Source organism: Chitinophaga pendula, from assembly GCF_020386615.1.
Lineage (GTDB): Bacteria > Bacteroidota > Bacteroidia > Chitinophagales > Chitinophagaceae > Chitinophaga > Chitinophaga pendula.
Genome location: NZ_CP077769.1, coordinates 3,395,882 through 3,415,542, shown reverse-complemented (window position 1 = coordinate 3,415,542; position 19,661 = coordinate 3,395,882). Strand labels below are relative to the sequence as shown.

Below are 19,661 nucleotides of genomic sequence, written 5' to 3'. Positions count from 1 at the left end.
AATCTTATGATTTTCGCCTGAATATTTTATTAGCCGAGCTGATTGTTTCAAAATTTGTCCGCTCCTTATTATATAACATCGATTCCTTTATCCCCAGCGCAAGGTAACCTAAAGAAGCTAAGCTGTCATAAAATAATTTTACTACATGATCCTGTAGCTCCTTATTGAAGTATATGAAGACATTCCTGCAACAAATCAGCTGAAATTCATTAAATACCTGGTCTGTAACCAAGTTATGTTGGAAAAATATAATATTTCTAAGTAGCCATGGATCAAGAATCGCCTGCTGGTGCTTCACCGAATAATAATTGGAGAAATCTTCTATCCCGCCTGCCTGTATATAATTCTGTGTATATTCTTTCATTACCTTAAGCGGCATACATCCACTCTCCGCCTTTATTAAATTTGCTTCGTTGAGATCGGTTGCATAGATACGGCATCGATCCAGCAAACCCGCTTCTTCCAACAGAATGGCCATCGAATACACTTCTTCTCCGGTGGCACATCCGGCGTGCCAAATCTTAATAATAGGATAGGAGGCCAGCCGGGGAATGATCTGCTCCCGCAATTGCCTGTAAAAGCTAGGATCCCGGAACATTTCGGTTACATTCACCGTAATGAACTGCAACATTTCCAGGAAGAATCCCGATTCATATAGCAAACGATACCTTAATTCGGCCAGGCTTCTCGCATTGCAGTATGCCATAAACCGGATGATCCGTCTTTTTAGTGAGAAAGGCGAATACCCTGTAAAGTCGTAACCATATTGCTGCTGGACAATCTGCAGCAGCTCAGAAAAATCGTGTGGATGGATCTCCTGTACCATAAGGATGCTGTTAAGACAACCATACACTCAGCAGAGATAGCAGTTTAGCATTATCAATCGGTTTGGCAATATAATCGGAGGCCCCGGCCTCTATACATTTCTGCCGATCACCTGCCATAGCTTTTGCCGTAAGTGCGATCACCGGTAATTGCTGAAAACGGGCATCTGATCTTATTCGCCCAATCGCTTCGTAACCGTCCATTTCAGGCATCATGATGTCCATAAGTACTAAGTCAAGTTTAGGATATCTGTCTAATATTTCCAAAGCTTCTTTCCCATCTGCCGCCGTAAGTACATGTACCCCCTGCTCTTCCATTAATGCGCTGATCGAAAATACATTCCGCATATCATCATCTGCCAGTAATATGGTCTTGCCGGAAAGTGTACTATCTCCATCTTCTGCCTCTTTAGTACCTGTACTGATCTTTTTCTCCAGTTTATATAAGAACAACTCCAATTCATCGATAAGCCGGTCCCGCGCATGTACTGAATTACGTACGATAGCAGACGAATACCGCTTCAGTTGCTGTTCCTCCTGTGGCGTTATATCCTGATCCAGGTATACGATAAGCGGAGTATTACTGGAATCCGTCAGCTGACGCAACTTTTGCAGGCGGTTAATGATATCGCCGATAGGGGTATCCACCTCCAGAACAACCGCATCATAGGATTGCTCCCGTATAAAATGTTCCGCCTTATCAAGGCCGGTGATGTCATAGGCCATCGCCAGCTTGCGTTTGTTGCTGATGCTGCTCAAGGCAGCATCCTGCCCTAACGGCCCGGCGGATAATAATAATACTTTTTTATACCTGCCACTCAATAAGCGGCTGATGCTGGTAAACACCTGTTCCAGATCGTCCAATGCCAGCGGTTTCCGTGTATACCCGTGTATGTTATTGGTAGCAATACTCGCCTGTTCTGCACCTGTTACCACATGTACCAATATCTTGCTCAGCTCCTCATTGCTCTTAAGTATCTTCAGAATACTGTTTCCATCTATCACCGGCAGGTCCATATCCAATATAATAGCGGCCGGCAAATACCTGCGCGCATAGGCTAGACCATCCTGTCCGTTATGGGCTACGATGGTTTTGAACCCTTTTTCACGCGCAAAGTCCCTTAAAATATCAGCAAACCGCGTATCGTCCTCTATTATGAGGACTAACTTATCTTCATAACTTATGTTATTACGGTCATCATTGACAGTCACTGCGGTCTGCTGCTCTATGGCAGTAGTAGCGATAGGATGGAGGGCCGGTGTGGATATCGCTGGAATAGTAGTGTCAACTATTTCCCCTATCGGCACCAATATGCTGAATACGCTACCGGCAGAAGTACTGCTGTCAAGCCGTAATTCACCCTTTAGCAATTCCATGAGCTTTTTGCTGATGCTCAGCCCCAGACCGGTACCTCCATATTTACGGCTGATAGACCCGTCTCCCTGCTGAAAAGCACTGAAGATAAGCGTCTGCTGTTCGGTAGGTATACCTGGACCCGTGTCTGCTACGGTAATGCCAAGTACGTCGTCACCTGCCATATACCAGGAAAGCGAGATCTCTCCTCCGGAGGGCGTAAACTTGAATGCATTAGAGAGAAGATTCCTAATCACTTGACCCAACCTTAATTTATCCGTCTCGATAGCGTCCGGTACGTCACCCGTGATATGTCTGATAAAACGGATATTTTTCTCCTGTGATAATACATCAAACAAGTCTGCAACATCATTGTTCATCACAGCTACGGGGACAGTTTCGTAATTCAACTCTACCTTACCAGCTTCAATTTTTGATAGGTCCAGTACATCATTAATAAGATGTAACAGGTCAGACCCTGACTTATAAATAATACCAGCATATTCAATTTGCTTGGGGTGCAGGTTTTTTTCCTTGTTTTCCTGCAACATTTTCGCCAATATCAGTACGCTGTTCAATGGTGTTCTTAACTCATGCGACATGTTGGCCAGGAACTCAGACTTATATTGACTACTGGACTGCAGTTCATTTGCCTTCAGGGCAAGCGCACTCCTGGCTGCTTCCAATGCCTTATTCTTTTCCGTGATCTCTGCATTTACCTGTCTTAATTCTTCCTCCTGCACTTTCAGCTCCTCTTCAGATGCTTGTAATATCTCTGATTGACGGCTCAATTCTTCATTAGACTGTCTTAGCTCCTCCTGCTGGGCTATTAGTATCTCTCTTTGTTCTTGCACCTGTTGTAATAAGGACATCACCTTACTCCGGTCATTGGCGGCATTGACGGCTACCGTAATATCTTTAGACAGTACTTCCAGTAATTCCAGCTGTGCCTGAGTTACCTCCTGGAAGCAAGCCAGTTCGATCACCCCTAATAGCTCGTCACCTATCCAAAGTGGCACAAATACTAAGGAACCAGGTGTCATCTTCCCACTGGCAGAGCTAAGCTGCCAGTATCCCGGAGGGATATCCCGGATCACCTGCAATGCTTTCTGGGAAGCAGTGGTACCGATCAATCCCTCATTTAGGGCGATTTCGTGCTGCACATCGATGGGCATACCTGCCGTACCTGCAAGTACCAGCTTGTTACGATTCTCCTCATACCGGTACATGGCACCGGCAGGAAACCCGGCAAACCCTGTCAGCGTCCGAAGGAAAGTCGCTACCAAATTATCCCGGTTATTGATGCCCTGTAAGCTATCATTCATATTGTTCACCCCGGTTAGTAGCCAGTTTTGTTTGTTGGTTGCCTTATTCAACTCTACTACCTCATGTAACTTACTGTTAAGGGCCTTCTGTACTTTTAACCGCCGCTTGAATTCCGCATAGGTTACCCGCATTAATATAAAACCGACCAACAGGATGAAAAGGTTATTCAGCAATAGTGTTTTGATTGCTTTGGTAAAGGAACTGTTTTTTAACTCCTCCCGTTTAGCCAGGAGATGTCGTTCCGTTAAATTAACAGTATTGATCCGTGCCCTGACCTTGTCCATCAATAAGGTCTCCTGTTCCGTAATAGCTACATTCTGATCAAATCGTTGCTGGGTAGTCAAGTGATCCAGCTCATTCCAGAAACTCAGCAGGCTGTTGACCGCCCGCTCCAGTGAATCCGTATTTCGGAACTGGACAGGATTGTCTGATACCATGGTGCGAAGATCATTGATCGCCGGCGCTACCTTCGGTAGAGCGGTCTCATACGGCTCCAGGAATCGCTTGTTAAAAGTACTCCTAAAGCCCCGCCTGGACGCCTCCATATCGAAAAGTAACCTTTGTACCCTTTCCGAATTATTTAATACCCGGTAAGTATGCTGTACCCACCCGGCTTCCTCCGTCTGAGTGTTAAATGTCTGCCAGGTCAGATAACCACCCACCAGGATCAGCGATATCACTAACGCAAAACCCAGGTAAAGCCTGTTCACTAAAGAGAGCTTCATATATTTAATGACTTAAAACAGGATAAAAATACCTAAATGCATTCATATGCATATCTTTGTACAACAGAATAATACTTATAAAAAGTAACATAACTTTGACGCATAGTTAAAAACTTTTTATTGAATTTTGTAGTATATACCGAATAACACATAAACTAAGCATCAAGGATCAAATTGACCAATATCTTTGAAAAAACCGCTAACTGTGTCCGAAACCAATTAATAGAAGTGATTGTATCGCCGTTCTACCGGTGACTACATCATAAAAACGCTTGCCAAAATGAGTAAAATTTTGCTAGTCGAAGACGATGAGATAATGCCAAAAATTGTAGCCAGGATTCTCTCCTCTTCAGAATATCAGCTGGATCATGTATCCAATGGGAAAGAAGCATTCGAAAAACTGGAAGCCTCTGCTTATGGGTATGACCTGATCATTACAGATATTATGATGCCTTACGCCAATGGATTTGAAATATTGAGTAAGGTAAAAAGCCAGCCGAACCCTATTCCGGTTATTATTGTATCCAATGCAGGTAATGAAGATATGGTAATGGAAGGATTTAAACTGGGCGCAGATGACTTCCTGAAAAAACCAATCATACCTGCTGAACTACTCATTCGGGTAAAGCGATTGTTAATGAAGAATAAATAGTCGATGTTCGAAATCCAAGTACCATCCTTCCTGGAACCTATTTTTAATGTATTTCAAGGTGCTCCGTTGGCAATAAAACTGGCAATAGTATTTATTGTAGTCGCGGTAATAATCACCTTGCTGGCATATCTATCTATATTGCGTAGCCGTTTCAGAGGCTATAAACGCAACAAGCGACTGGCTGGTCTGCTACCTGAGATCGATAACCTGATAGTAGAACAGGTGCTGGCCAATCCGGCAATAGCGGCAGGAGAACCGGCCGATCACATTCAGATGGATCTGGAAGCTTTCCAGGAGCTACCTTTGGATAAAAAATGGGCCAGGCAGGCCGTCACCGACCGTATCATACACTTCCGGCGTAACGTCAGAGGCAATGCCGGGCATCTCCTGCGTAATCTCTATATCCAGCTCGACCTGAGCAAGGATACCCTCAAACAAATGAAGTCAAGGCATTGGGCCAGAAAAGTGCGGGCACTGACAGAATTCATGGAAATGGAAATCCCCGTAGCAGATGTAACCCTACTACCGCTGACCAATAGCCGTAACCGTGAACTCAGAGCCGCTGCCCGCCATGCCTATATAAAACTAAGCAAAAACGAACCCTTCAAATTCTTTGATGTCGTCACTGACCCCTTGCTGATGTGGGACCAGGTCGAGCTCTTCCGGATTATCACCACCACCGAAGATATCGCCATCCCTAACTTCGCCCGATGGGTAACCTATTCTAATAACAAAAGCGTAGTATCATTCTGCCTACTCCTCATCACACACTATAATCAGCTACCTGCTGTATCAGCCGTTATCAAATTGCTGGATACCAAAGACCACTACCTCCGGACAGATGCTATCAGGTGCCTGGGTAAACTAAGGGTACCAGATGTGGAAGACAGACTGGTATCAATGTACAGCAGTCAGCCTCTCCATTGCCAGATAGCCATCCTGAAAGCAGTAGGTCGTATTAGCAGCGGCCGGCATATCGATTTCCTCAAACAGGAATTCCTGCATTCTACCAATTTTGATCTCCGGAAGAATGCCGCCAAATCCCTGGTAAAAAATGAATGGATTGCCAGCCAGGTAATACAGGAGTTACTCGATACCGCAGACCCGGAAAGCTTACGTATCCTGAAGCATTGCATGAACCCATTAATAAAATACTAATGGAGGGCTTTTTTCTAACACTGGGCCGGATATATGAAAATGTCCTGTTTGTTTACGGCATCGTGCTGTTGGCCGTTTATGCCTTGCTGGCTATATTATCTATGCTGGCTATACGCTTTTATATTAATAATAATCGTAAATATCAACTGGATATACTTGCCAGCTCGCCACTGGCTCCCGGGATCACCATTCTGGCACCTGCCTTTAATGAGGGACTTACCATCATATCCAACGTACGATCCCTCCTGACACTGAATTACCCAAGATATGAGATCGTATTGATCAATGATGGTAGCACCGATAATACCATGGAACAACTCATTGCAGAGTTCAAACTGGTAGTGGTCGACTTCGCCTACACCACCAAGATTATGTCGCAGCCCATCCGGAAGATCTATAAATCTACCGACCCTGCCTATTCATCATTGTTAGTCATAGACAAAGTCAACGGGAAAAGTAAAGCAGATGCAGTAAATGCAGGGATTAATGTAGCTTCTTTCGATTATTTTGTGTGTACCGACGTAGACTGTATCCTGCATAAAGATACCTTACTGGAACTAATAGTACCAGTTATGCAGGAGCGGGGGAAAAGGGTTATCGCCACCGGTGCCACCCTTCGTATTGCTAACTCCTCCGAATTCGATGAAGGGGTAATGACTCGCATGCGCCCACCATCTCAGCTATTACCCAGGTTCCAGGAGGTAGAGTACATCCGCTCGTTTGTATTAGGGAAAATGGGTTGGAGCTACATCAACTGTGTTCCGAACGTATCCGGCGGGCTAGGATTGTTTGATAAAGAAGTGGCGATCCGCTGCGGTGGCTATGACCATAGCTCTTTCGGAGAAGATATGGAGCTGCTCACCCGCATGTGTCGTTATGCACACGAAAACCGCATCGATTACGCCGTAAGATATATACCGAGAACACTCTGCTGGACCGAAGCTCCGGCTACACTAAAAATATTCAGCCGGCAGCGTACCCGCTGGGCCAGAGGGCTTGCACAGCTGATTACCTCCCACTTTGGTATGTTCATGAATCCGAATTATGGTAGAATGGGATTGGTGGTGTTTCCTTTCAACTTTTTCTTCGAATTACTTGCGCCCATTATTGAGGCATCTGGTATCATTATATATATAATATTAGCACTCACAGGAAATATCAACTGGCCTTATGCACTATTATTACTGCTTTTCGTATATACTTATGCAGTAATGATCACCACCATCTCAATACTATGGGACCAACTCAGCTTCCGATACTACAAGACCTGGAAGGAGGTGGCCTATCTCTGCCTGACGCCCTTCCTGGAGTTTCTGCTATATCATCCCCTCATCGTATTCTTTTCGCTTCGTGGATATTATTATTTCCTTACAGGTAAGAAAAGTACCTGGGGCAATATGCAAAGACAAGGATTTGGAAAGAAAAAATAAAGAAAAGCAGCTGCTATGATCAGAACTTTATTTGAAGGTGGCGTATTTATATATGGTTGCGTACTGTTAATAATGTACGCAATATTAGCTTATCTGTCTTTTCGTGGTATCATCAAATTCCGCAAAAAAGCCAGTTTTACTAACTATGACCACCTGCTTAACTCCCCGCTGACACCAGGTATATCCGTAATAGCACCTGCTTTTAACGAAGGCGTGACGATCATCATGAACGTAAGATCCCTGCTTACACTTAACTATACTCGTTTTGAAGTGATCATTGTCAATGATGGGAGCACCGACGACACACTTGAAAAGCTGATCAGGGAATTTGAACTCGTTCCCATTGATTTTGCCTATAATGAACGCATTGTAACTAAACCAGTAAAACAACTGTATAAATCCACTAATATCGCTTATGATAAGCTGTTGGTCATTGACAAAATAAATGGAAAAAGTAAGGCAGATGCTTCCAATGCAGGTATTAACGCCGCCTCCTTCGATTACTTCCTTTGTACAGATGTAGACTGTATCATAGAAAAAGATACCCTCCTTAGAATGATTAAACCGTTCATGGATGAGGAACATAAAGAAACCAAAGAAGTAGGAGAGCCCTGCCCCCAATGTGGTTATGTACATGTCGTGGAAGATAGTCGACAGGTAATCGCCACTGGCGCTACCCTGAGACTAGCCAATTCCACTGAAGTAGATGAAGGCGTAATCACGAGGGTACGACCTCCCGAAAAACTATTGCCTCGCTTCCAGGAAATGGAGTACATAAGGGCATACGTACTGGGCAAAATGGGCTGGAGTAAGATGAATAGTGTACCTAATGTATCTGGTGGACTTGGTCTGTTCGACAAAGAAGTAGCTATCAAAGCAGGTGGATATGACCATTCTTCTTTTGCGGAGGATATGGATATTGTAACCCGCATGTGTGCCTACATGCTGGACAATAAAATGAAATATGCGATAAGATACATTCCTACTACACAATGTTGGACGGAAGGCCCTCCTAACATGAAAATATTTAGCCGGCAACGCACCCGATGGGGGCGCGGTCTGGCCGAAATAATGACATTACACAGAAAGATCATCTTCAATCCACGGTATAAGAAGCTGGGCCTGATCGTACTGCCATACAACCTCTTCTTTGAATTTTTGGCACCTATCATCGAATTTGTCGGCATATTATACTATATATACCTCATCTGCACAAACCAGGTGAACTGGCTTTATGCTGTCATCCTCCTCATCTTTGTCTACCTCTACTCCGTCATGATCACTACCTTGGCAATATGCTGGGACCAGCTGACTTATGGCTATTATAAAACCTGGCGCGAAGTAATAGGATTAGCCTTGATGGCATTTTTAGAACCATTGCTGTATCATCCGCTGATCGTATTTTTTGCCTTGCGCGGCTATTGGTTTTTCCTCATCGGAAAGAAAACCTCCTGGGGTAACATGCAAAGACAGGGATTCGGTAAGAAAAAATAATACTCTTAAATTAAGACTAAACTAATGACTGTATTAAAATATCTGTTATCCGGACTGTTGATATGCCTGATCTCCCAGGTACAAGCGCAGATTTTTAAACAGAAAAATAACGCTGAGGCCCTGTATGAACAGGCATTACAGGAAACCAAACAACAGCATTACGAAAAAGCGATTGCCTTGTCCAGGCAGGCACTGAAAGAACAACCAGATTTTATTGATCAGGAACTGCTGCTGGCCCGCTTATATATGCTCACCAAACAATACGATCTGTCCAGGCAATATATCAGAAAAGTATTGACCAAAAATCCCCGTTATCGCGATGCTTATTACTATGCTATTAATGTAGAGTTGACCACCAGCAAATTGGAAGAGGCAGCATGTTATGTAGATGAGGCACTGAGCGAGTTTCCAGGCAGTCAGGAATTCATGTTGAAAAAGCTGGGAATACTCAACCTGCAACATAAAATATATCAGGGCCATGAATTGGCTGAGTCTCTAATGGGTAAGTACCCGCAGGATACTACCGTCCGAAATGCATACATAGAACATTACCTGCTGAGTGGAAAATATTATCAGCAGCTCGGAAATAATAACATGGCACGCCAGAACTTCGACCGCGTATTACTCGCTGATCCCCGGAATCAAGACGCCAGGGAAGCAAGTCTGGGTTTGTCATTGAAGGGCAGTAATTATGGTGCCGCGCTGGATGTAGTCAACGAAGCATTAGCTGCTTCCCCCGGTAACTATGATTTGTTAATGAGAAAATTAGGTATCCTGCAGGAAATGCATGCCTATGCAGAAGCCATTATTACATTACAGGAGATAATACGTAGATACCCCACCAACGCAAAAGCCCGTTCCCTAGAGACATCACTCAGAATGGAGGCCGCCGCTTACTACACCAATAATGATCCTTATTCTCTGTATGCCAGTGTGCTTGAACGGGAACCAGGAAATAGAGAAGCCCTCGACAAACTGATCGGCTATAGCATGACCCGCGGAGCATACCGCGAAGCACTGGCTTGGATCAATCGTGGGCTGAAAAATAACCCTAACGATATCCGCCTGCTGACGCTGAAAATGGATGTCCTGGAAGGCGATCATAAATATGGCAGTGCAGCTGCGATCGCTGAATTATTGTATCGGCGTACACCTAGCCCCGCATTACAAGAGAGGCTTGTGACGCTGGAAACTGCTACAGGAAGAGAATATCTGGCCCAACAACAATATGACCTGGCATTGTCGTCCTTCACAACCGCACTGGAAGCAAGCCCAGCAGATACTATAATCCTTAACCTGCTGGCCAATACCTATATTTCTCAGAAAAATGCCACAGCAGCACTACAGGTATTGGATCAGGCATTAACCCAGTATCCGGACAATGCCTATTTCCTGATGAAAAAAGCAGGCGTTTTGTCAGATGCAGGCAGGTATGAAGAGGCCGCGGAAATAGCTGCTCAACTGAGCTCCCGTTATCCGCGTGATGACAGATATAACAATAATCTGGTAGATATGCGTCTGACGCAGGGACGTATATTCATGAAAGCAGAGGAATATGACCTGGCAAAACAGCAATTTGAACAAGTCCTGGCAGTAGCACCATCCAATCAGGAAGCACTGGAATACATGATCAACATGCAAAGTGCGACCGGAAACGCCGATAGCGCCTTGTATTTTGCCGATAAGGCAATTGGTTACTACCCGGATAATCGCGAATTTCTGTTAAAGAAAGCTGCTGTGTTGCAAGACCTGCATCGGTATGATGAGTCGGCTGCCATCAGCGCTGCCCTCATGAACAAGTATCCTTATACCCTGAAGTATAAGCAGGCCTATATCACCAGTCTGATGAGCCAAGGGCAAAGCTTCCAGCGTAACCAGCAACCAGACAGCGCTTTGGAGGTTTTTAGTAAGGTATTAACCTTGAATAATAAAGACTCCCTGGCACTTTTATACAGTATTAATATCCTCAATGGCCGGCAACAATATGATAGTGCGCTTATATACATCAGCCAGGGAATCAAATACTACCCAGGTAATGAGACCTTCCTCCTAAAACGTGCGATCACCCTGGAAAACAAAAAAGACTATGTGACAGCCGCATTAACGGCAGATTCAGTAGTAACGTTGCAGCATACAGCTGCGAATGCGGATTACCGGGACTACTTGCAAAGCAAAACATTGAAAAACCAATTCGGATTATACTTCCTCAATTCGAGTTATGACTATAATTCGGATAAATACAATATTGCAACGGTAGAATATCGCCGCTTTATGAAACGTGGCTCTTATGCTTTTCAGCTGAACTATGCCGGAAGGAAGACTGGTAATGGGCTGCAGGGGCTCGCTGAATTATATTATACACATAATAGCAAACTGTATTCGTACGGAATGGTGGCATATTCCAATAACTTAGTCTTTCCGCAGCTAAGAGCTGCCTATTCCATTTTTAAAACTTTTGGTAAAGAATTTGAAGTAGAGCTGGGTGGTCGTTACCTTAACCTGGACAGCACCAGTAATTTCTCTGGAGTATTGTCGGTGGCAAAACCTTTCGGCGATTTCTGGGTTAATCTTAGAGGATTTGCCATTAGCGAGGCGTCAGATTTTTATACGGCCTTTAACCTGACTACCCGTTATTACATGAATAGGCGACAGGATTACCTGCAACTAATAGCCGGTTTGGGTACCTCGCCGGATGATCGCAGCCGCCTGATCAACTTTCCAAATCTATCCGGTTTGCTAACGCACAGCATCGGCGCAGGTTATCAGAAAGTATTGCATTATCGTACGACCATCGGGTTATTCGGTACCTGGATTAATCAGAAGATCACCAATACAGGGTATCAAAATCAATACGATATTTATATAACGCTTCAGCGAAGGTTTTAACAGACTTACAATGCGGAGATTTATGTTTAGCTTCCTGTTTTCAATTACCGCCTACTTATTAACTGCCTGTGGGCAGAACAGTGCAGATATCTTACTGGTAGAGCAGGGGCGTAGTCTATACGTGATCGTTACACCCGCCGAACCTACTAAAGCAGAAAGTAAGGCTGCCAGCATCCTCCGGGACTATATACAACGGATATCTGGCGCAAAGTTGACGTTACTTACAGAAGACCAGTACAAAAAAGAAATCCCCGCAATATTTGTGGGTAACACTGAACATAAATCCGGGCCGGCAAACATCAAAGCAGAGGGCTATTACGTAGCTACTCACAACAATGCCCTGTATGTCAGAGGTGGAAGTGGACAAGGTGTTGTATATGGTATATACCACCTGTTACAAACATACCTGGGCTGCCGCAAAGATGATCAGGGGCCAGCCACCGTTCCCGCCTCTAAAAACATTCGACTGAAAGATAATATTGCCGACCTGCAGGAGCCTGCTTTTGTATATAGGGAAACCTACTACCCAGCTTCCTTTGACGCAGAATACCTGTCCTGGCATAAATTGCATCGTTTTGAAGATTTGTGGGGGCTATGGGGACATTCCTTTTTTAAACTGGTGCCTCCCAAAGATTATTTCAAAGGACATCCGGAATACTATTCCTTGGTCAACGGTAAACGACAGGCCCAACAGCTTTGCCTAAGCAACGAAAACGTGTATAATTTAGTCACAGCCTGGTTTAAAAAAGCTATTGCCGGGAATCCTGATGCTATGTATTGGTCTGTGGCACCAGAAGATGGGAACGGTGCCTGCACTTGTGATCTTTGCCGGCAGGTGGATAAAGAAGAGGGCGGGCCTCAGGGCTCGCTGATACGATTTGTTAATCGTGTGGCGAAACAATTCCCCGAGCAACGGTTTACTACATTGGCTTATGGGTATACGGCAAAGGCGCCGCTGAAAACAAGACCTGCAGCGAATGTCTATATCATGCTTAGTACTATAGATGCCTTTCGCCATCAACCATTAGAACAAGAACCTTCAGCTGCAGGTTTTCGTAAAAACCTGATAGATTGGGAAAAGGTAACGGAAAATATATTTATCTGGGATTATACCACTCAGTTTACCAATTATATAAGTCCTTTCCCCGATTATAATAACCTCCAACCTAATCTTCAGTATTTCTCTGCTCATCGTGTTAAAGGCGTGTTTTCGCAAGGTAGTGGAGAAACCCTGGGAGATATGGCCGCCTGGAATAGTTATGCGCAATCGTGCCTGTTGTGGAAACCAGATGCCGATATTGCGCAAGAAAAGGAAAACTTTTTGAAAGGCTATTACGGAGCCGCCGCTACTTATGTTGGTCAATATATCGAGGCACTCACCAATGCTGTTAAAAGTACACATAGCTCGCTGGATATATATGGCAATCCCTTTTTCAGCGCCGGTCAATATCTTTCTCCTGCCCTGATCGAACAATACAGCGCATTGCTGGATAAAGCCGCAGCTAGCGTCAATGATAAGGATATGCTGCAGCAAAGGGTCAATACACTTCGGCTCTCACTGGAATACGTGATACTGCAGCAATCCCGTTTCTATGGTACAGAAAAATATGGTTACCTGCAACCCGATGGGATGGTACAGCCTGGGTGGAAGCAACGGGTAAAACAGTTTGTAGCACAGTGTAAGAAAAATGGCGTAACCGAATTGTCAGAAGGAGGACTTTCGCCAGACGCATATGAAGCGGAATGGCAGGAGTGGCTGGCTCGCAAATGGTCACCCGGAATCGCTTTGGGAGCATCTGTTGCACTCGTGAATCCTTTTACACCAGAGTATACCCCCAAAAAGGAACGTACACTGACAGATGGCCTGACCGGAGGCAAAGACTTTAGCTATAACTGGCTGTTTACCTACGGTAAGGATATGATCGCAACAATCGATCTGGGCAGTACAAAAACAACGACCCAGATCGAAATGAATTTTTTACAGGATGCCAGGCATTATATTTTTAATCCATTATCGATTCTGATAGAGACGTCTGCAGATGGACAACACTTTACGAAAGTAGCACAGAAGGAGATTCCACTCCCTGATGAAGATTATTCCGTACAGATCAACCATTATACTTTTGCCACTGGTTCCTCTGCTGCCAGATATATCCGTGTTACCGCCCAATGTCCGCCAACACTGCCGATATGGAGGCTGGTAGGAGGTAAGAAGCCGGCTTTGTGCTGCGATGAGATACGTATCCAATAAACAGATTTTATCCCTATATCCCTATAAGGTATTGATCACAACGTAATAGCACATAAATAGATACTGCTTGGCGGCTGCCGCATTTTGTCTGTTAATCTCCCGATCAACCTACGCGGTTAGACCGACCCGCCGAAACAGCGCCTGGCGAAGGAGGCTAAAACGACGTCGCCGGAATTTATGCGTCGGTAATGCTGGAGGCATGGGAGCTGACAAAGGAAGAAAAATATATTGAGGAAGCTAAAAATGCAACCAGGTCTTTGCATCCTGCTTGCCGGAAGTCGCCATTTGTTAATTCCTTTTATTACCAATAAGTCCCCGTAATCAAAAGGAAAAGGTTTCATTTATACTAATACCTGATTTGGCGACGGAGCCGCAACTGGTTGTTCAGCAAATAATAGCCCTGAAATATTGGAATAATAGGGACGATGAATAGCAGAAATCTTCACGCTCATAAAAAATGATGTAAGCAGATGCTCTCCGCAGAAGGAATGTTTAACAAGCTTTCTGATAATATGCTGTCAAACATACTAAATAAAGGAGTGGCGAAAGCCAAATTAGAAAAGAAATGACCTCCGCCACCATGCACAACATACACCACAAATGAGCTGTTGTTATACTTTTTCTTCGCTGGCTTGTACGTTGATCTTACTTTCGGCAATGATCGTTAGGGTAGCATCTGTTTCTTTTTCTTCTGTCAATATTACTCTCAGCTCATCAACAACCTTCGTCAACCCCAGCGTAGCAGCGATGGTAACCAGGCTGCCATAACACGCTATTTCATAATGTTCTACTTTCTGGGCAGCTATGATCAGTGCGACATCCCTTTGAGATGTGCCAGCTTCTGTTTCATCAATCACCTGCCAACCCTCATCAAATAATCCCTGCAATCCAGCAGATGGCAAAGCTTCTGGTACTCTGTCCAGCATATTAAACACCCGCTCCACAATACGGACATGTTCCTCTGTCTGGCGCTTATGCAGATCAAAAGCTTGTATCAGCTCAGGATGAGTAGCCGATATTGTCATGGTTGATAGTACGTTTATCAGGTTTTGTTCTGACCAGTAAATTTCTTGTAACATTGTTATAAAAAATACTTCCAGCTTGGAATTGGCCGATGTGTCTGTTACTGTCTGCATAATGACTTATTTAAGTGATAAATAATGTTATGAATGCTTGATAACGATTAATTGTGTGAAATATCTCTATTGTTCATCTGTTTCCTGAAATCCTGTAATACAATATTTGCATCTGAGAGGCATGTTTCCATTACAGGTAAAGCCCGCATAGATAAGGTGCTAACGCTGTCTTCGTCCGAAGCGGAAGCAATATTTATTCTTTCAAGGAGCTTTCTGTGATTACTAATACTTTGTTTAATATATGCTTTATCAAAATCCGTATCGGTATTTAAGGTCTCCAGTCCTTTATGAGTATTAGGAGCAGGAAGCGTTACACCCGTTTGACTAGCAAGTGACTGTAACTCATTGTAGAAGTTGGTATGGTCTTCTACCGCTTTTTTAGCGTATTGTTTCGTTCGGAAGTTCCTGGCCTTTTTTATCGCAGCTTTACCGGTATTAATCTCTTCTTCCGTAATAACAGCCGCGTCTGTAATAAACGCGACCGTAGCAGTGCTGATATGGTCAAGATGCTCTTTCATAGATTTTGCGCTATCTCTCTGTATTTCACTATGGGAATGTTTGTGTCGGTTACAAGCATAGCATGACAGTATCGCAAGTACCAAAAGGTATGTTTGTTTCATAATTCTTTTTAATGCGGTCTCCCAAAAAAGAAGCCATTCTGTTACGTAGGGATAAGAATCCAAATGTGGGAAGTACAGCGTAAGACTTTACACACTTCTAGGGAAAGAATACCCCAATTTACTGGCGACCCCTTGTATATCAGCAATTACAGCGGGTTGGCGGCACGGACTTTGGCATCTGGTGTATAACTCCAGTAAAACAGTCATTCACCTAAAATTTTATTTATGTTTTATCATGTAAAAGAATTACAGTTCAATGCCAGAGTCAGTAAGACCGATCCGGCATTTGCCAGCCTTTTATTGGAACAATTTGGTGGGGCCAACGGAGAGCTGGCGGCTGCCATGAGGTACTTCATGCAAGCTTTCAGCGCAAGAAACCCATATCCGGACAAATATGATATGCTGATGGATATTGCTACCGAAGAATTCAGTCATCTTGAAATAGTAGGAGCAACTATACAGATGTTGTTACAGGGGATTAACGGAGATCTTAAAAATGCTGCTGAAAACTCAGAGATCATGCATTTACTTAATGGTAAGGCAGCAAAGGAGGATTTTATCCACCAGGCGATAATGAGCCCGCAATTTAAAGTTTCAACGGGAGGGGGACCCGCGTTAACAAATTCGGAGGGAGTACCTTGGACGGCCGCCTACATTAACGGAGATGCAAATGGAGATTTGACGGTAGATCTCCGCTCAGATATCGCCGCGGAATCCAGAGCCAAGATCACCTACGAATATTTATTGCAATTCACAAATGATCCCGATGTAAAGTCAACTTTACAATTTTTGATGACAAGAGAGATAGCACATTATCAGATGTTTGAAGCTGCTTTACAAACAATTCAGCCTGATTTTCCACCGGGCGTATTGCAAGGTGATCCCAGGTATAGTAATCTTTATTTCAATATGTCTAGTGGCTCCACTGTACGCGGACCCTGGAATGAGGGCATCAGTACTCAATTAGGAGAAACCTGGCAATATATTGATGACCCTGTCAGTCATATTTTACAAACAAACGGACTTCTTGATCAACAGGTAAATGGAACGGACAGAAGCATTAACACAAACGCCAGACTTGATAAAGAGATGAGTCAGATAAAAAGCGAAGAGGTCAGGTTGGCAACACCTCCGGGCCCTCAGCAATGGAGCGGAAATGCAGATGCAAGTAAAAATATGAAATAAGTAACCAATCGATAAACGAATGACTAACAAAACTGAAAAGGTAGATAATCAAATTCAGAATACCCCTCCGGTAGTAGAAGGGAAACTCGGTATCGTATACTATACAGATCCTTTGTGCTGCTGGAGTTGGGTATTTGAGCCGGTATGGGAGGCTCTGCAGACGATGCTGGCTGAGCAGGCAACCTTTCGGTATTGTATGGGCGGCCTTATTCCATCGTGGGAAGATTTTTATGACAACGTCAACGACGTAAGTAAACCAATACAAATGGGAGCTGTTTTTATGCAGGCTGCTCATCTGACCGGCCAGCAGATCAATAGCCATATCTGGTTTGATGATCCCCCAGCCTCTTCATATCCAGCCTGTTTAGCAGTAAAAGCCGCAGCGTTACAGTCAGAGCAGATAGCCGCACGTTACTTAAAAGAAGTGCGTCACACGCTGATGATAGATGGACTGAATATCGCTAGGAAAGAGGTACTTGTGAATATAGCAATGCAAATGAAAGACATTTTAAATACGGAAAGATTTCTGAATGATTTGTCAGGACAAGTAACGATCGCCAATTTCAAGAAAGATCTGGAAGAAATAATCGTAAAGAATATACGCCGTTTTCCATCCCTGGTGATTACAAATGCCCACGGACGAGGTGTGATAATGGTCGGCAACAGGCCGCTGGATGCAATCCTTTCTGGAATTGATCAATTGACAAGATAAAGAGATTATACTGTCACGCTCACTAAAGCATTGGCGAAAAATTAACACCGTCGTTAACGAATGATCAGGTAATTTCCCGGCGCAATTAAATGGTAACCCAACATCAGCTGTCGAATGAAAATGTATCTTAACCTTATGTCTGCCGTAGCAGCCGGACTCATTTTATGTAATCTTGCGTGCTCTAAAAAGAGTGATCCGTCTTTGCCTGTACCTGTGGGTCCGGGGCAATACTAGGCAAACGGTGCAGTACTATGCCCTCGATTCCCCGCAGGAAGTAGGAGATACTGCTATTCTGGAATTTCGTAAAGGCAAAGGCAAAAAAGAGCCGTTCATCAGCAATATAGTAAAGGACTCCTTGTTATATAGGAATAGTCCCAATGAAGCCGCTTCCTGGACTGGGTTTAAGAAGGATAACACGATAGCGCTTGTCTACACTTTTTACAAGATGGTAAAGGTGCTTAAGGGGGAGACCTACTTTAGCAAAAATGGAGGTGATAGAGGCACCTCGATATATAAACAATTTTTTAATACAACCAGACCATCTTTTACATCTCCTGATGCCATGACGAACCCATTAGATACCGTCATATGGTATAATGTGAAGTATGTATACAAGCGTAAGTAAGGAGATGATCTTTGCTAGGATAAACCGAAAATAGTGCTTACTGGTAAGTGATTCATCTATCAATGGACAAGCGATTGCATAACTGCTATTGCCGAACGGGCAATATTATCATTGCTATAGTATTCGAAATAAGCGGATGGTACTTCCATATCGATATCCCGTAGATCCAACATCAGGGCAATAAAATCTTCCCATTGATCATCACCCGCGATCTTCAGTTTAGATCCGCATACCGCCGTATGGATGCCAAGTGCACCACTGGCGGTGGAAACAACGGTTTTCTGCCACGCCAGCGCTTCGAGCACCTTCGTTTTCACTCCCCCGCCTTCGACAACAGGATTAATAAACATATCGGAGCCGGCCAAGTAATCTCCTATACTCGGCACAAAGCCAGTGTAGATGATTTTACCATTCGTTTGATTGATTTTCTCCACCACGTCAGCAGAAAGTCCCTTTCCACTGATGAGGATTACATATGGTCTGTTAGTCCGTTGTTCGAGTAAAGGATAGATCTTATCTGTGATCATCCTGACAGCTTGTTGATTGGGAAGGTATCCTAATGCGCCGTTGAACGTATAGATCACTACATCTGCGGGTAGCTGATGATCACGGATCAGTTGCTGCCGCAACATTTGTTTATCTGGTATAGTAACCGGAGGGGTGATACCATGTGTCGCTACACCAACTTTTTTGGGATCCAGGTTATATCTGCTGGTCGCCTCTTCGGCGTCATCCTGGCTGATAAAGAAACTAAAAGCGGCTTTCCGGTGCACCCATTTTTCATATGCCTGTAGCAGTAGCCACCATTTTTTCCCCATAGTCTTAAAACGCAGTCCTTCGATATTACGGGAGTGAATAACAAAGCTGCAACCGGTAAGTGCTTGCAGCCAAACTGCCATCCAACCCATGTACGGATGTTCTATCAGTAACAGGTCGATCTGTTGGTTACGTATTGCTTGTTTAAGTGGTCCGATATAAAAAGGATTGAGATAACGGAAACGGCTATCACGGAATAATTTCCATAATTGATAGGGAAGGGGACCCTCCGGCTTATTAGCCGTGACGGAAGCTACTGTCAGTTCACTGTAACGTCCCAGATATGTGGCAAAGTCAGCGATGCCGATCTCTCCCCCCGTGCGTGCAGGTAAATATTTATACGGTGCTATTTCAAGTATACGAATCAAATGTCAATGCTTTTGCCGTTCCGAATTTAGGTATCCATTTTACATACCCTTTATGGAAGAAACGGATACTACCTATGGGCGTTTATCAAGAAACGCACC

Annotated in this window: 14 protein-coding genes; 9 read left to right on the top strand and 5 right to left on the bottom strand. The window is 44.1% G+C overall.

The window, feature by feature from the left end; genetic code table 11:
- Positions 1–4: 4 nt before the first annotated feature.
- Positions 5–826, bottom strand: a complete 822-nt coding sequence (locus tag KTO58_RS11890) for a CheR family methyltransferase (protein ID WP_095839151.1) — start codon at positions 824–826, stop codon at positions 5–7.
- Between the two features lie 10 nt (positions 827–836).
- Positions 837–4,229, bottom strand: a complete 3,393-nt coding sequence (locus KTO58_RS11885; protein WP_095839152.1) for a response regulator — start codon at positions 4,227–4,229, stop codon at positions 837–839.
- A 280-nt stretch (positions 4,230–4,509) separates the two neighbouring features.
- On the opposite strand from KTO58_RS11885, the gene KTO58_RS11880 reads away from it, so the two are divergent.
- Genes KTO58_RS11880 through KTO58_RS11855 form a run of 6 tightly spaced genes read left to right on the top strand, consistent with a single transcriptional unit; the run spans position 4,510 to position 14,100 of the window.
- Entirely contained in the window at positions 4,510–4,881 is a 372-nt protein-coding gene (locus KTO58_RS11880) for a response regulator transcription factor (protein ID WP_157753014.1), read from the top strand.
- A 3-nt stretch (positions 4,882–4,884) separates the two neighbouring features.
- Positions 4,885–6,039, top strand: coding sequence for a HEAT repeat domain-containing protein (locus tag KTO58_RS11875; RefSeq protein ID WP_095839154.1), 1,155 nt, complete (start codon positions 4,885–4,887; stop codon positions 6,037–6,039).
- Positions 6,039–7,469, top strand: a complete 1,431-nt coding sequence (locus tag KTO58_RS11870) for a glycosyltransferase family 2 protein (protein ID WP_095839155.1) — start codon at positions 6,039–6,041, stop codon at positions 7,467–7,469. The genes KTO58_RS11875 and KTO58_RS11870 overlap by 1 nt, the downstream gene beginning before the upstream one ends.
- A 15-nt stretch (positions 7,470–7,484) precedes the next feature.
- A complete protein-coding gene (locus tag KTO58_RS11865) occupies positions 7,485–8,963 on the top strand; it encodes a glycosyltransferase family 2 protein (RefSeq protein WP_225860211.1) in 1,479 nt (492 codons plus the stop codon).
- Between the two features lie 24 nt (positions 8,964–8,987).
- On the top strand, positions 8,988–11,849 hold the full coding sequence (locus KTO58_RS11860) for a tetratricopeptide repeat protein (protein ID WP_095839157.1): 2,862 nt from the start codon (positions 8,988–8,990) through the stop codon (positions 11,847–11,849).
- Between the two features lie 10 nt (positions 11,850–11,859).
- Positions 11,860–14,100, top strand: a complete 2,241-nt coding sequence (locus KTO58_RS11855) for a DUF4838 domain-containing protein (protein ID WP_095839158.1) — start codon at positions 11,860–11,862, stop codon at positions 14,098–14,100.
- A gap of 611 nt (positions 14,101–14,711) precedes the next feature.
- On the opposite strand, the gene KTO58_RS11850 is transcribed toward KTO58_RS11855, so the two are convergent.
- Positions 14,712–15,236: a YciE/YciF ferroxidase family protein gene (locus KTO58_RS11850; protein WP_095839159.1), complete on the bottom strand. Its 525-nt coding sequence runs from the start codon at positions 15,234–15,236 to the stop codon at positions 14,712–14,714.
- A 47-nt stretch (positions 15,237–15,283) separates the two neighbouring features.
- Positions 15,284–15,754, bottom strand: a complete 471-nt coding sequence (locus KTO58_RS11845; protein ID WP_157753015.1) for a DUF4142 domain-containing protein — start codon at positions 15,752–15,754, stop codon at positions 15,284–15,286.
- A 327-nt stretch (positions 15,755–16,081) separates the two neighbouring features.
- Between KTO58_RS11845 and KTO58_RS11840 the strand changes: the two genes are divergently transcribed.
- From KTO58_RS11840 to KTO58_RS11830, 3 genes are all read left to right on the top strand, one after another.
- Positions 16,082–17,041: a manganese catalase family protein gene (locus KTO58_RS11840; RefSeq protein WP_095839161.1), complete on the top strand. Its 960-nt coding sequence runs from the start codon at positions 16,082–16,084 to the stop codon at positions 17,039–17,041.
- Between the two features lie 19 nt (positions 17,042–17,060).
- Positions 17,061–17,753 (top strand): DsbA family protein, encoded by a 693-nt coding sequence (locus tag KTO58_RS11835; RefSeq protein ID WP_095839162.1) that lies wholly within the window; start codon positions 17,061–17,063, stop codon positions 17,751–17,753.
- 241 nt (positions 17,754–17,994) lie between these two features.
- Positions 17,995–18,378, top strand: coding sequence for a hypothetical protein (locus tag KTO58_RS11830; RefSeq protein ID WP_157753016.1), 384 nt, complete (start codon positions 17,995–17,997; stop codon positions 18,376–18,378).
- A gap of 59 nt (positions 18,379–18,437) precedes the next feature.
- On the opposite strand, the gene KTO58_RS11825 is transcribed toward KTO58_RS11830, so the two are convergent.
- Positions 18,438–19,562 carry a glycosyltransferase gene (locus KTO58_RS11825; RefSeq protein WP_095839164.1) on the bottom strand — a complete coding sequence of 375 codons (1,125 nt, stop codon included), beginning with the start codon at positions 19,560–19,562 and terminating at the stop codon, positions 18,438–18,440.
- Positions 19,563–19,661 lie beyond the last annotated feature (99 nt).

What these genes read in the sequence shown, in the direction of transcription:
- KTO58_RS11890 (WP_095839151.1), bottom strand. Translation starts at nt 826, where the DNA reads ATGGTACAGGAGATCCATCCACACGATTTTTCTGAGCTGCTGCAGATT.
- KTO58_RS11885 (WP_095839152.1), bottom strand. Translation starts at nt 4,229, where the DNA reads ATGAAGCTCTCTTTAGTGAACAGGCTTTACCTGGGTTTTGCGTTAGTG.
- KTO58_RS11880 (WP_157753014.1), top strand. Translation starts at nt 4,510, where the DNA reads ATGAGTAAAATTTTGCTAGTCGAAGACGATGAGATAATGCCAAAAATT.
- KTO58_RS11875 (WP_095839154.1), top strand. Translation starts at nt 4,885, where the DNA reads ATGTTCGAAATCCAAGTACCATCCTTCCTGGAACCTATTTTTAATGTA.
- KTO58_RS11870 (WP_095839155.1), top strand. Translation starts at nt 6,039, where the DNA reads ATGGAGGGCTTTTTTCTAACACTGGGCCGGATATATGAAAATGTCCTG.
- KTO58_RS11865 (WP_225860211.1), top strand. Translation starts at nt 7,485, where the DNA reads ATGATCAGAACTTTATTTGAAGGTGGCGTATTTATATATGGTTGCGTA.
- KTO58_RS11860 (WP_095839157.1), top strand. Translation starts at nt 8,988, where the DNA reads ATGACTGTATTAAAATATCTGTTATCCGGACTGTTGATATGCCTGATC.
- KTO58_RS11855 (WP_095839158.1), top strand. Translation starts at nt 11,860, where the DNA reads ATGCGGAGATTTATGTTTAGCTTCCTGTTTTCAATTACCGCCTACTTA.
- KTO58_RS11850 (WP_095839159.1), bottom strand. Translation starts at nt 15,236, where the DNA reads ATGCAGACAGTAACAGACACATCGGCCAATTCCAAGCTGGAAGTATTT.
- KTO58_RS11845 (WP_157753015.1), bottom strand. Translation starts at nt 15,754, where the DNA reads ATGAAAGAGCATCTTGACCATATCAGCACTGCTACGGTCGCGTTTATT.
- KTO58_RS11840 (WP_095839161.1), top strand. Translation starts at nt 16,082, where the DNA reads ATGTTTTATCATGTAAAAGAATTACAGTTCAATGCCAGAGTCAGTAAG.
- KTO58_RS11835 (WP_095839162.1), top strand. Translation starts at nt 17,061, where the DNA reads ATGACTAACAAAACTGAAAAGGTAGATAATCAAATTCAGAATACCCCT.